Source organism: Maribacter sp., from assembly GCF_039974175.1.
Taxonomy (GTDB): domain Bacteria; phylum Bacteroidota; class Bacteroidia; order Flavobacteriales; family Flavobacteriaceae; genus Maribacter_C.
The window spans coordinates 226,607-240,171 of the sequence record NZ_JBDWJN010000013.1; the positions used below are offsets into that span (position 1 = coordinate 226,607).

The 13,565-nt window shown below is 33.6% G+C and carries 14 protein-coding genes; 2 read left to right on the forward strand and 12 right to left on the reverse strand.

The window, feature by feature from the left end; genetic code table 11:
* Positions 1–21 precede the first annotated feature (21 nt).
* On the forward strand, positions 22–1,641 hold the full coding sequence (locus ABJN95_RS18305; protein WP_348372566.1) for an MBL fold metallo-hydrolase: 1,620 nt from the start codon (positions 22–24) through the stop codon (positions 1,639–1,641).
* A gap of 308 nt (positions 1,642–1,949) precedes the next feature.
* Here ABJN95_RS18305 and ABJN95_RS18310 read toward each other — a convergent pair whose 3' ends face one another.
* The 5 genes from ABJN95_RS18310 to ABJN95_RS18330 are packed head-to-tail and all read right to left on the reverse strand — an operon-like array spanning position 1,950 to position 6,778.
* Positions 1,950–3,482 (reverse strand): LytTR family DNA-binding domain-containing protein, encoded by a 1,533-nt coding sequence (locus ABJN95_RS18310; protein WP_348372567.1) that lies wholly within the window; start codon positions 3,480–3,482, stop codon positions 1,950–1,952.
* An 8-nt stretch (positions 3,483–3,490) separates the two neighbouring features.
* Positions 3,491–4,084: a hypothetical protein gene (locus tag ABJN95_RS18315; RefSeq protein ID WP_348372569.1), complete on the reverse strand. Its 594-nt coding sequence runs from the start codon at positions 4,082–4,084 to the stop codon at positions 3,491–3,493.
* 30 nt (positions 4,085–4,114) lie between these two features.
* Positions 4,115–5,422, reverse strand: a complete 1,308-nt coding sequence (locus ABJN95_RS18320) for a hypothetical protein (protein WP_348372571.1) — start codon at positions 5,420–5,422, stop codon at positions 4,115–4,117.
* A gap of 15 nt (positions 5,423–5,437) precedes the next feature.
* On the reverse strand, positions 5,438–5,920 hold the full coding sequence (locus ABJN95_RS18325) for a hypothetical protein (RefSeq protein WP_348372572.1): 483 nt from the start codon (positions 5,918–5,920) through the stop codon (positions 5,438–5,440).
* Between the two features lie 3 nt (positions 5,921–5,923).
* Positions 5,924–6,778 carry a trypsin-like serine protease gene (locus ABJN95_RS18330; RefSeq protein ID WP_348372574.1) on the reverse strand — a complete coding sequence of 285 codons (855 nt, stop codon included), beginning with the start codon at positions 6,776–6,778 and terminating at the stop codon, positions 5,924–5,926.
* 1,169 nt (positions 6,779–7,947) lie between these two features.
* Here ABJN95_RS18330 and ABJN95_RS18335 point away from each other — a divergent pair.
* On the forward strand, positions 7,948–8,760 hold the full coding sequence (locus ABJN95_RS18335; protein ID WP_348372576.1) for an endonuclease/exonuclease/phosphatase family protein: 813 nt from the start codon (positions 7,948–7,950) through the stop codon (positions 8,758–8,760).
* A 58-nt stretch (positions 8,761–8,818) separates the two neighbouring features.
* Here the strand turns inward: ABJN95_RS18335 and ABJN95_RS18340 are convergent, their stop codons facing one another.
* The 7 genes from ABJN95_RS18340 to ABJN95_RS18370 all read right to left on the reverse strand — a co-directional run bounded on the left by ABJN95_RS18340 (position 8,819) and on the right by ABJN95_RS18370 (position 13,472).
* Entirely contained in the window at positions 8,819–9,958 is a 1,140-nt protein-coding gene (locus tag ABJN95_RS18340) for a DUF4236 domain-containing protein (RefSeq protein WP_348372578.1), read from the reverse strand.
* 109 nt (positions 9,959–10,067) lie between these two features.
* Positions 10,068–10,340, reverse strand: coding sequence for a CRISPR-associated protein Cas2 (locus ABJN95_RS18345; protein WP_348372579.1), 273 nt, complete (start codon positions 10,338–10,340; stop codon positions 10,068–10,070).
* 13 nt (positions 10,341–10,353) lie between these two features.
* Positions 10,354–11,295, reverse strand: a complete 942-nt coding sequence (locus ABJN95_RS18350) for a hypothetical protein (RefSeq protein WP_348372581.1) — start codon at positions 11,293–11,295, stop codon at positions 10,354–10,356.
* A gap of 4 nt (positions 11,296–11,299) precedes the next feature.
* Positions 11,300–12,562, reverse strand: coding sequence for an ABC transporter permease (locus ABJN95_RS18355; RefSeq protein ID WP_348372583.1), 1,263 nt, complete (start codon positions 12,560–12,562; stop codon positions 11,300–11,302).
* Position 12,563: 1 nt separating this feature from the next.
* A complete protein-coding gene (locus tag ABJN95_RS18360) occupies positions 12,564–12,968 on the reverse strand; it encodes a hypothetical protein (RefSeq protein ID WP_348372585.1) in 405 nt (134 codons plus the stop codon).
* 4 nt (positions 12,969–12,972) lie between these two features.
* Complete coding sequence (locus ABJN95_RS18365) at positions 12,973–13,266, reverse strand: excalibur calcium-binding domain-containing protein (protein ID WP_348372586.1); 294 nt, start codon at positions 13,264–13,266, stop codon at positions 12,973–12,975.
* A gap of 20 nt (positions 13,267–13,286) precedes the next feature.
* A complete protein-coding gene (locus ABJN95_RS18370) occupies positions 13,287–13,472 on the reverse strand; it encodes a YegP family protein (protein WP_348372588.1) in 186 nt (61 codons plus the stop codon).
* Positions 13,473–13,565 lie beyond the last annotated feature (93 nt).

Here is a 13,565-nt window from a genome sequence, read left to right on the forward strand (position 1 = left end):
TCTAACCTTAAAACATATAATATGCCAGCAAGAGAAAAGTGGTGGGACGATGTAATTAAATCAGACTTAGCCAATTATTACCAATCGCCAGCGAAAGCCATAGACGATGATGGTACCGACGAGGTTCCTTCAGGTTCAAAAGGGAGATTTATTTGGGGAGACCGGGTTCGAATTTTAGATACAAATGGTGACGCGAAACGGGTTAGTGGAAGAGGAAAGGAATATTGGATAAATACAAGGCATTTGGGCGGTGAACCCCTTCTCGAGGTGTATATCATCGATGTAGGTCAGGGTGATGGAGTGTTGGTGGTAACTCCTGAGGGGCACAATATCATGGTAGATGGCGGCAATACGAGGTCATACCAAAATAGCGGAAAAAATGCCGCTGACTTTGTTGATTGGAAATTCTATAAAGATTATTTATCATTTGATCAAAGAGATAATGAAGTAAAAATTCAATTGGATGCAATGATTGCAACCCATAATGATATTGATCATTTTGGGGGTTTGATGGACTTGATTAATCTTGATGACCCAAAAAACAAAGCAGAACTTGATTGCTCTCAAGTTTCGGTTGAATCGGTCTATCATGCCGGTCTTTCATGGTGGTTCAAACGTTGGGACGGCAATAGTGCCATTAGAACACTTGGACCTATCGAAAATGGCCATTATACAAAGCTCATCGATGATAGGCAGTCTGCACTTCAGGCCATACAGAATTTGGCAAATCCAGACACCGATACGTTGAACGGTGCTTGGGGAAGATTCATTAAAGCTGTTACAGAATTGAAAAAAAACAATGGCGACCCAACTGAGGTTTCAAGACTTTCCAACAAAACTCATGATTTTTTGCCAGGATTTGAATTGAACGGTGACAAATGCTCAATTAGGGTATTAGGACCAATCGAAACAGAAACTTCAAATAAGCCATCGTTAAAAAGATTTCCAGATGGGGATTCTAAAAACACAAATGGTCACAGTGTATTGGTGCGGTTAGACTATGGCGATAGAAGAATTCTTTTGACAGGAGATTTGAACACCCATAGCCAGAACCATATTATGGAAACGTATTCAGCTGGTAATAGTTTTATTGAAGAGTTTAAAAGTGATGTTGCCAAAGGGTGTCATCATGGTTCTCATGATGTCTCCTATAAGTTTTTGAAAGGTCTTAACCCGCTATGCACGGTAATTTCTTCTGGGGATGCCGAATCACACGATCATCCTAGACCAAACATTGTATCTGCCAGTGCAATTACCGGAAGGTTTCTTGAAGAAAATGATAGGTTGGTAAGCCCATTGGTTTATATGACCGAAGTGGCTAGGTCTGTAAAGATTAGCAACATAGGCTCGATGAAAGAGTACAGTGAATCACAGCCCGAGTTCCATAGTGAGGATAGGGCAACTAAAGTTCATGATACAGCGGAGGAGAAATCGAAGTATCGTCTATTTTTGGGAAGTTCACAGTCTTCACCTTTACATCGACCTAGACTTGACAAGGTAAAGGCTGTAAAGGGTCTGCGATATGGTTTGATAAATGTAAGAACCGATGGCAAAAGGTTATACTTCGCCCAAATGGAAGAGTCAGGCAAGGATTGGGCAATAGCGACTCTTTCTGAAGAACAAATTAATCGAGCTGAGTAATAATGCAAATGATTAGAATTAGTATACGCTAGCTATTATTTTCAAATAGACGATAATACCTATTAAATCAATTCAAAATGAAGTACCGGATCATTACAAGTACATCCTAAAAAGCCCTCCGAAGTTTCGAAGTATGAGAAACGTAGGAGGTCGTAGGTGGAGCCGGAGGGACTAGAACTTATTTGAGAAAGCCCAATAAATAGGGTCGTTTCAGTCTTGTGAATTTTTGTACTCACCGAATAGGTGACTTTTTCAATTAAAAATAATATTTGAATGAATAAACTTAATTAATAATGAATCTGTAATTGTTAAAAGTTGTCCCTGTAAGATCTTGAAAGAGGAATGGATGTATTATTAATTAGAATTAATTCTTCTCTATTAATTTGTTTGATAAAATTTGCGTTAACAATATATGATCTATGACATTGGATGAAATTTGGAGGAAGCTCTTCTCTAATTTGCTTTAATTTACCTCTAACAAGGTGACTTTTATTGTCACTTAAAAATATCTTAAGATAATGATCATCGGATTTGATGTATATTAAATCCGATATGTAAATCTTGGTTTTATCTTTGAGTACAACATGGTTTTTTATTACAATACTTTTAAGCTCATCAAGTTTTTGTAATGTTTGATGTTTTTCTTTCTCCAAAACCAAACCTTTTTTTCTATGACGTTTGTATAAAAAGAATATAATTACTAGCACTAAAGAAGTTATACCAAAGATTGGTAATATAGCTAGAAAGTTGTTTTCTAGTTTAATGTTTTCTTTTTCCAACAACTCCAATTCATTCTTCATTATATCAAAATTGTATTTTGCATTTAACTTTCTTATGGCTGCAGCGTTATCAGCTTGTTTCATAAGTCTTGCTAACTTTTCCATTTGTTGAAAATGATAGAGAGCACTGTCATGTTTTTTTAGTCCATAGTAACACTTGTAAAGCCACTCATGTGTGCGCATAATTAAAAAAGGTTCCTTATCTCTATTTAAATCCTTCTTAAAAAAGGTTATGGCTTTTTTGTGGCTACCATTTTTATGAAAATTTATATGCCTATTGTACTCAAGGCCTTTTACTTTGGTTTGAGCAAACCAAAAAGGGATTGACTTGTAAATTTGAGACGCCTTTAGGTTTTGGACGTTGGCCATTTCATAATTTTTTAACCAGTGAGCAAAGTATATTTCTCGCATCTGAAATATAGTTGCAGTTAAAAAATCATTTCCCTTGGCTGTCAAAAAGGAATTTTCGAAAAGTCTGTTTATTTCTTGATGATTTACTTTTTCTACATAATCTTCTGTCATCATATAAGTGTAACCAATGGAGAGGTAGCTATGCCAGAAATCATCTAATTGTGACCAATTTGTATATGCTTCGTACCTTGTGAGAAACTCCTTGGTGGCAATAGTATCTCTTGCTCTGTAGAGCATGTATGTGTTTATTTTTCGTAAAGATTCAGTAATTAGAAGAGTGTCTTTTATTGTTTCAGCAGCATTTAGCGATTTGAAGTACCCACTAAAAATCAAATCGTTATTTTTTGTATCCTTTTCTAAATAAAGTAAATCTGAAATAAGAATCTGTTTTGAAATTAGCTCCTTAGACGAAAGTTTTTTTGTCAATTTCTGCTCTCCCATTTGACTCTCAATCTTTCCAGAGTAGAAATACGAGATCTGTTTAAAGAACAAATTTCGTATTTCTAAGTCTTTTATATTATCTGCATAAATGTTTGCTTCTTCTAGGTTATAGCCTTTAAGTGCCAAAAATGTTTTATCAATGGCATTTTGACCATACCCAGAAATACACTGAAGCAAAAGAAAAAATGTGACTCTTATATACGTTCTCAATTCGGAAATTATTGATTACCACTTATTATTCCTTTGCCATTACACTCGTAACCTCCCCCGGTTACTATTCTCTCGGTATTGGAATTTTCATCATACTCTCCCATAGCGCAAGTTTTTAATAAATGTATATTCTTGCTGGCAGCTACAAAGGAGATGGATACATTATTTTTTACTCTTATTGGAAAGGTTGATGGTTTCACATATTTGGATTGGAATAATTTAGTTGAATCCACTGGGGTTAATCTATAATAGAATAGTAACGAATTTGTACTTTCACTATGTGTTATTAGAATATCATTTAATTGTAGTTCTTTGTTTTTAAATGGTGGATACCCTCTTAAAAGATGAGCTCGCATATCTAAGTTCTGAATTTCATAGATACTATCATTTATTTTTTGGCCTTTAAATTTTCCCACCACCGTGTAGAAAATCTTATTGCATGCTTGAAATTGAAGTGTTTGGTAGTTGGTTGTGTCGTTTATCTTGTAATATATTTCGAATGAATTTGCATCCAAATCTCTGCCAGAGGGCAGTCTTTCACATTTTGAAGACGTGAGACTTATTAGTATTGTAAAAAGTACTAGGGAAAGGGAAGTTTTCATTGTAAAATTGATTAAAGGTTATTAACAATATTATTTTCGTGTACGTGTTAAATTATAAGTCACCGACAAGAAAATGCCTGATTTAAGCTTTGAAACAAGTGGTATGCTTTCAAATTGGGATAGGTTGGCTTCTCCACTGTAGTTAATTCCATCATTTGAAACTTGTTCTGAAAGTTGCTTAGCCTGAGCAAAATTAAGACCTGTCGAAATACTTATGCTTTTATCATTACCGATGGTTCCCGAAATTCCCAGCATATATCTTGGTTTCTCATCCAATAATGAAACTGAGATACCAAATGCTGGCCCAAAAGCAAATGATTCACTCATTTGCCAATCAATATGCATCAAAGCAGCTATCCCCAAGTCTATTTCTGAGCCTTTTTCATTGCCTATGTCGGTATTTATGGAATCTGTTTTTATAAAATAGTAATCCCGAGGTACAATTGAATTGCCTGATAAACCGGTAGAAAAATCCACTTTAAACCTGTTTTTAACAAAAAGATCAAGCTTTTTTATGGCTACCGTATCAGATGGATTGAATCTGTTGATAACATATATCTTGGCAGTTGTTAGATCTTTTTCGGGTAGGTGAGGTGGTGACATGGATTCAAATTTTAAATCCTTTGCCTTTTTGTTAGCTCCTTCAGAAATTGCTGATAGACCTGAAAGAATTGAGGGTGCTACGCGTTTTAAGTTTTTGTAGTAAACTTGTAAATCCGCTAAGATTCTTGCAATTTGTATGTTTGGAGTAGTAGATTTTTCATTCTGATTTTTTAGGTTATCATAGAAAAACAGAACTTCACTAATCTTCAACTCAGTAAATGAAACGAAGTTGGTAGTATTTATTCTCTTAGCTTCAGCGGTAAAATTTTTCTTAAGGACTGAATCAATCCATTTTTCCCTTAACTCTTTACACTTTTCAATAATTTTCGTTGGGTCTTTGCCTACATTACCTACTTCTTTTCTATAAAATCCAATCTCAGAGAAATTTTTAACAAAAACATCTGATGTCTTAATAAGGTCTTCAACATAGCTTTCTTCTAGTGATAGTTCAGCTTTATTGCTTGGAAGTCCTTTAAACAAAGAGCCTAAAGCTTCGGGTGGCTCTGAGATTAAATCAAAATCTTCAAACTTAAAGCCTGCTTTGTAAAGAATTGGATTTAATTCATTTACAGTGACCTTAAAGTATTCTCCTTTTTTAATACCAATTTTCTTCGCTTCTATGTTTTTTTTATCACTTTTAAAATCCAAATTAATTTCTTTTTGTGCGTAGCTATGCATACAACTTAGGCAAAATATAAAAGTAAGTATAAACTTGTTAATGTTTTTGTTTGACATGACGTTTTCGTTTGGTTATTCTACTATGGTTTCGGGCTTTCCAGCACTGTTTGAGCTACTTGTTGCACCTCCACTATTGGATGTAGTATCCCTTTGAGAACGGCGAATGGAATTCGTGTTGGACGTTTTGAATGTTGAGATGTATTTTTCGTAACTGCTCCAATCAGGTATTAAATCAGCTTCAATAAGTTCATTAAGACTTTGACTTTGACCATCGAAAAAATCTAACTCAACCAGCAGTCTTAGTGAATTTAGGCGAACACTATCATTGCTGTTTCTGAGAACAAAGTTCAGAATGTCAAATTTTTGTTGTTTTTCAATACTCTCAATCTTCTCTGAGTTGTTGGGTAAAGTGATGAACCAAAATGTCAATAAAGTTATACTACCTGTAACAAGACTAGTAAGCGTTATACCTCCAAATATTTTGGAGTTGTCTATTTCTAAGACAGTTTCAGAAGATGATTCCGCGTTAAATGTTTTTAGTCGACCTATTTTCATGATTCAAAGTGTTTTCCAATAGTTCCAATTTTTCATTACATCGGCGATGACTTTTACTGCTTCGTTGGGACATCCTCCATATCCATGTACTCCTGCTACCCTTTTGTTGTTTCCCCAAGTTGGACTTCCACTATTTCCCCCACTGGTATCAAACATGTATTTAAACATTCTTTCTGTAGATTCAACTACCTTTCCGGCATCATACCACATAGTGCCTTCAGTTTTGTCTGCCGGATAGCCCGCGTTGTTTAGAATTGGAAGACCATTGAATTGCTCGTATCCGAAATATGCTCCTACTTTATCATACAATGTATTGTCGTTTAATATAATTGCTCCATAATCAAATTCCATTTGCTCATCTTGTGTCCAACCTGTTACACATCTAAAATTCGTACTTAAATCACTTCCGAATGGCGCAATATTCCCATCCATACCTGGTATTACCTCTATTTCTGTAGCCCAGTTGCCATTTGGAAATACAACATGACCGTTTGTAATGATACATCTTGGACCGATGAAGAATCCAGAAGCGACATACCTATTTCCGTCTGACATTGTACCGTATAATTTACATATCATTTTCCAAGGAAAATCAGAAGTGTTTTTAATATTGGTGCGGTCATCTGCTTGACATACGGACTCAGGCACGTTAATGAAACTACTTATCGAAGGGATGGTCAAATAGTCTTTTGCGAATTCTTTGCGCCAAGCTCTCTCAATAAACTTGTAGTTTTCCGGTGACTCGAGTTCATACTTGTTGTGATAGCTTACAAATTCTGGTGTTAACTCTTTACTATTATCCCTGATTTGTCCATCATTTGAAATACTAACATTAGGGTTTAGGTCTTTTATCTTCATAATTAATCGTTTTTGAATTCAACGCTAAACTACCTTACTATCAATCTATTGAACAAAATAATGTCGTGAATAACAAAAGAAATGACGTGAAATACAATTTGGATTTTAGAAGATATTAAAACCTTTATGTAAATGAGACACAACACTAGCAAAAAGAAGAGTGTGTGTGTCTATTTCCTATACTACTCTAAAGACTTTTTATATAATGACCAGAACCTAACTACAAGATCTTAGATAGAATTAGCTTTCCAACGACTTCTATTTTTAGTACTCCACGAATAACTCCATTTTTTAATAAGATTTGATATTAGTTAGTCCAGCATATTTATCGAAAAAAAGAAAAAACTCTATATTTTAAAAATCAAAGAGCCTCAATTTCTTTTACTTGAATTTGACAGTGTATGAGAGGCGGAACGTTTACATTTTTAAGCGAGCTTTTACGAGTGAGAAATGTAAAGCAAGAGGGTAACACGCTAAAGCGGTGTTACGTTTTTTAATTAATTGATTTTCAGAATTTTAAAAAATTTTATCTTTTTTCATAGAAAAAGTTTTGCTGTAAAAACGCTGGAAACCCCAGTAAACATTGAAAAAGTTTGTTGTAAAAAATAGTATTTGTTTCAATTTGTTATTTGTTTGGGCGACCTTTTTTCACGGATTTTATTAGATACAGTTTATTGCCATTTGAAGAATGCAGGGGAATGGAAATGGAAAAAGGAAAAATGATTTCAATATAGCAATTGCGCCCTATTTCGATTTTACTTGACGCCTATTTACAGGAACATTATAAAATCGAAATAGGATCCAGCGCAGGTAAGTTATGGTGGATTTGGGGGCTGCGCTTCTAAGAAAAATTTATCACCATTTGCTTGGAGTTTTTGGACTATTTCCAAACATGATTTGTAGTTCGGGTTAGACTCTTTACATTAAGCGGATTTTGTAAAGAGTTGCCCTTCTTAGAACAATGCTTCATGGAGTGTAAACGAATTAATTAAACTACTGCCAAGAGGTGTAATGTAAAGAATTATTAAAAAGGGAAGCTTAAATAGTCTATTATGGTTTAGCATCATAGACGAATTGAATCAAAGGGCGAAAGTAATTCACTTTACGCTTATCTATAAAATCTGAATGGCATTTTGAGTAATTTCGTTGATATTAAACTACAAAACGAAATGTTCAAAACTTTACTACTTTCTTTATTTGTTTTTTTTCATTTTACTATTTATTCTCAAATTGATACTGTTAACTTGGTTTCATGGAATATTCGTGATTTTGGCAAAACAAAAAGTAGCGATGAACTAGAAAAAATTGCCGAAATAGTTAGAAATACTGATATTCTGGCAATTCAAGAAGTCGTAGCTGGATATGGTGGTGCTCAAGCCGTGGCCAAACTATCTGATATTCTCAATAGAAAAGGTAGTAAATGGGATTATGTGATTAGCAACCCTACCAATAGTTCTAAATATGTTACGGAACGCTATGCCTTCATATGGAAGACAAAAAATATCAAAATAAAGAATAGAGGATGGTTACTTGATGAATTGAATACTCAAATAGATAGAGAACCATTTTTATTGGATTTCTATTTGAACAAGGAAAAATTCACCGTGATTAATTTTCACTCCAGGCCTTATGATAAAAACCCAGAAGATGAGATTAAGGCTTTAAGTAGTTTTATCACGGATTCGCTAAAAACACCGCTAATAATTGCGGGGGATTTTAACGTAGACGAAAAGGAATCCGTTTTTGACCTCTTAAAAAGCAAAGACTACAACTCAACCATCAGTAACCAAAGAACAACTCTAAAAAAGACTTGTAAGCGAGGGAAGTATTTGAACTATCCAATAGATAATATTTTTTATTCAGGCGATGTGAAAAAGATTGATGGAGGCGTTATTGATTTTGTAAAGCTTTGTGACCGATTGGAGCAGGCCAGAAAGCTGTCGGACCATTTGCCAGTTTTTTTAAGGTTTGGGTTGAAATAAATTCAATACTTATATGAAGTATTATCGAAACATTATTTTGCCTCGTACAAAAGTCCATTTAAATTTTTGATTTTCCTGATAATTTAATAAGGCTTTGATAGTCTTCAAATGCATTGGCAAAATCCGCGGAAAACTCATAATTACTAAATTCATACTCCTCATTAACACCAGAATCCGTTGATAATTGAATTTCCCCATATTTTACTACAGGAATTTGGTAATTACCTTTAAAGCGTTTATCTGGGGTTCCGTTCTTATTGACTTTCGCCCAAGTTCTATCAATGACTCTTGAATCTTTAGGAATTTTGCCAGTCTCGGTAAAGCGAACACTTCTATGGAAAAAATCTAATTCTTCAAAACCTATAATTGCAAATTTGTGTTTTGAAGAAAACATCACTATGAAATTAGGATAAAAATATAAGTCTGCTCCATTGGCATTTTTAAAGTACATAGCATCAAAGTCAAATTTAATATCTGGCAAACTTTTAAACCCAAATCTTACTTCTTGTTTTTTTACTAATGTTCCAGCCGACGACCTTGTCTTAACAGTATCTTGTAGACTTGCGTTTGTAATGTCCCAAATTTTATGGCAATTGATCAAATTCTTAAAAGTTTCTAAGAGCTTTTTGTATTTCAAATCAAATTCTTCATCAAAATCTATTTCAAGATTGACGAAACAATTTTGGATTTGATTTTCAAGTTCTGCAATTGCCTCTTTTTGAGCTGAAATATCAGCCTTAATCTTTGCTGGAATTCCTTTACTTACAAGGCCATATATAAATACATAGCTTGCAGTTAATTTTAATCTTGTTGCCGATAGTTTCGTTTTTACTTTATGTAAATCCCTTTTAAGTTCAGTTCTTTGTTGGTGCGCTAATAGAATAGAATCTTTAACGCCCTGCATACCTTGACTTGTAATCTCTTGGACATCTGCACTTATAATCTCCTTATCATCATAAATATGTCGTTCTGATTGTTCGAAAGGCTCAAATTGATTTTGTGGGTCTATACTATTGCCGGATAGTTTTTGTCTTTGGTAAATTCCTGTTCCTGGAATTCCTGTGTTTAAATAAGCTCCTGTCTTTCCAATATTTATATTTGCACCTTTAATGCCAATTGAAGTGCTTATTCCACTTTTACTTAGGTTTAAATGCACTCCAGGAATTATTTTAATTCTTCTTCTAAAACTCCAAGCCATAATTTTTATATTATCAAATACCTTATTCTTATTTGGACTTACTCATTCTTATCTACAAAACATAAAATCCAAAAGATATTTTCTGATTAGGAATGGTCATGTGAGGGCTTTACAGATTTTTTCTAAGCCAATCAGAACATTCTTTGCTAAACCCTGTCCAAGCTCCTTCTCCAGTTAAACATAATATTAAGAGCTCATCGTTAGAATCAATAAATTTTTTCAAATGGTCTCTTATTAATGATGCTGTTGATGAAGATTTTACAATAAAAGTGCTATCTAAGCAATGCCACCAATTTCCTAGTTTTTTAATTTGTTCAATTAAGGTTTTGTAATCTTGACCTGATTTATTCAAATCATAGCCAATTAAATAGCTTTTTTTCATATTTCTGAAGTGTTTATTTTTTTATGGTTCCTATTGACCGTTCCTCTTTGTTTAAAATGAAATTCTGTATCACCTTCTTCATGTTTGAAGGTAAATCTGCTTGTTTTATTTCAAAGCTCTTGACGTTCATATCCTCCAGCCATTTGGTCCAATACATCCTAATCACATCTTCTTCATAGGGATTTTTGACATCAGGATTAATGCCCAGCACCAAAACTTCTAGATTATTGAGGTCGTTGTTTTTAGTTACAAAGCCGAAATCTTGTTGGTCAAATTGGTCTTTCCACCCTGGCTTGTTAAAACCAAAATCTCTTATTTCTTGAGGAGTTAAATACGTAGTCTTATTCCCTTCCCTTATTTTAGTATCCTTATGGTAGATATAACCATCTGTTAAAACCACCAGAATATTTCTGTAGTCATTTTCAATACAATAGTCATTTATTTTGTTCTTGAAAAATCTCCATGTATCTGAACCAACATAATTGTCATCCTTAATTGCAGCTTCATAAATTAGCTTTGAAATACTGTCGTACTTTTTACAAGTTTGTAAAATTTCCTCCCTGGTAACATTGTTTTTATTAAAAGATATTTTTAAAGTGTTAAGCTTTTTGTTCAAGGTATTGTCAGACGGTTCAGGGTCGATAAAAACCTGAATTTTATCATTTATCTTAATCATTTTCTTGTTCATGACATGAGCTTCAAAATTCTCTGCAATTGATTTTAAATACTCCACATCTCTTAAATAGATTTCCATTGCAGGAGATGGGTATTTTTCAGGGTTTATCCTATCAGACAAGTCCAAAAGCACACTGATATTCAAGTTCTCTCGATTGGGTGATAAATTCGGAAAACCATGGTCATGAATGAATTCCTTGGTCTTGGATTCTTCTTTACATGAGCTAAAGACGGTAGATGTCAAAATCAATAATAATAGGGCACGGAAATATTTTTTCATTAGACTAGTTTATCAATTTATATAATCGACCTTCGTAACTTTCGTCTGCTATATCGTGTTCCTCTAGATGCTTTCTTTCTTCTACAGAACATTGTGATAGCAGTTGGTCTCTCCTTTTTAGAGAATCAAAATTGTCCGCTATTGCCAAAAACCAACCTTTAACATATTCTGCATGATAGGTCAAGTAGTGTTTATTGGAAAAAACAAAACCATCAATTGTTCTTTGTAAATCTTTTATTTTTCCCTCAATTCCGGAAATTTCTTCTTTTATGGGGTTGAGCTTTTCACTCTGATTAGCTATTTCCTGTTCCCCGTTTTTAATATCCTCTCTTTTGGACCTTATAAATGTTTTGATTTTGTCGAAATTATCATACTCCTTCATAATAAAATCAAAGACCAATCCCCAAATAATATAGACCACGAAACCTGCGAAAATGATGCCCCAAAACTCCGCTTTCGTGAAGGCTATTTGCACATTGAAATCAGGTGAGTTTAGAGTTTTTTCAATATCATATATTTTTTTTTCTATTTGATAGGCTAGAATTGAATCAAAGATGAAAGTGACGATAAACAAGGTTCCTATCTTCACATATGAAAGCCAGTTTTTATGTTTTTGAAACATATGTACCAAGTAACCTAAGCCCATAAATGCAAATGGAATTGTTGCCACGAATACTCCTTCAAGCCAACCATCATCTATCGCCTTTGTCAAAGCATTTGCATCAAATATTGCATTGGTAAGTTGGTCTGTATTGAATGTTTTGAAAAATGCAGAGTAAGAAGCTGATATGTAGAAAACTAACAAGTAAAAAGTAATGGGGATTAAAACAATTAAACCAAGATAAAATTGAGCCTTTGGTTTTTTATCAACGTCCTCAACATATTTTTCAGGATTGTGTTTCACGTCAGCTATTTCATTTTTAAAGATTGAAATTTTAGCTTCTAAACTTGTAATGCCTTCTTCTATAATGTCTTTGACTGTCTTTCTCTTTTTCAGTTCGATTTCATACTTGCTTTTTTCTTGTACATACGGTTCTTTTAATTCTTTTTGGAGCTTTTCATCTTCTCTGCATTTACCCTTGTAATCCATATATACATCTTGTAAACAAGCCTTGAAAATCATATGGTTTCCTTCTGCCTGTTTTGAGGAACCATAGCCACTTTCAAAAAATGAAAGCTTTATTTTTTTTACATCATCCTCTTTTGGGTTTTCTATTTCTTGTGTCGCACTTTTCTTTATGGAGAATATTTTTTTTAAAGAACTCATATCAGTCTTGCATTTTGGCTATTAATTCTTTTAGTGAGATTTTTACTTTTGCATTTTCTAGAAGAAATTCACAGATATCATCAATATTCTCTTTTAAAAACTCAAATTTTAAACAATACTTTTTCAAGGTATTTATCTCATCTTCGGTAACAATACCATCTGCCCAAATCATTAATGCTAAATCGTACAGATATTCTATTTTTTCGTCTAAAGATTCAGGAATTGCGGATTCTTGCGAAGGGTTCAACAAAATCTCGTTTAATTGACCTTTACTCAATCCTCTTTCTTCTGCAAAATTGTAAAGCATCTTTAATTCCAGAACATCAAAATTGTCATCTGCAAATGCCATTTGATAAAGCCTTAAAAAATGACTTTTTATTTCAATTGAAATATTCATTTCTGCCATTGGTTTAGTTTTCACAAGCTATATTGTCATTGTCTCTATCTAAATTTGAATAGCAGTCTCGGTCGCTATCAAAAGTTGATTGTGCTTCGGCCTGAGTGGAAAAACCCGAACAGTTCTTTGAAGCACAATTGGAATCATTGGTGCAGGAAATAATTACCGTAGATATTATTATGAGCATCAAACCTAAACAACCACCCTTGCTGCCTTTTTTAGATTTTCTCCTTTTTATGCCTTTATTTACAAAATGTCCTTGAACATATGTTCCATCCTTCTTGTAGTACCCTTTTCGGTAGCCCATAATTCTTGTGTTTTAATTGTCTAGGATAAGTCCTCAGTATCAGCAATTGGGGCATCTCTTTTTACAGCATCGATGCCGCCTTTGCAACTTTGTTTTGAATTGTACATTTCGCTTGTCGCGATGATTTCCCCATTACTTTTTGAACGAAGGTTGAAGTAAAATTTACCGTTAGAACTTTTCTTGATTTCAAATTTTGGAAATGCCATGATTTTTAGTTTTAAATTTTTAATGTTTCAAACCTAAATCCATTCAAAGACAATTCCTTACAGATATCCGTAAAGCAAAAAAGAATGCTTAAA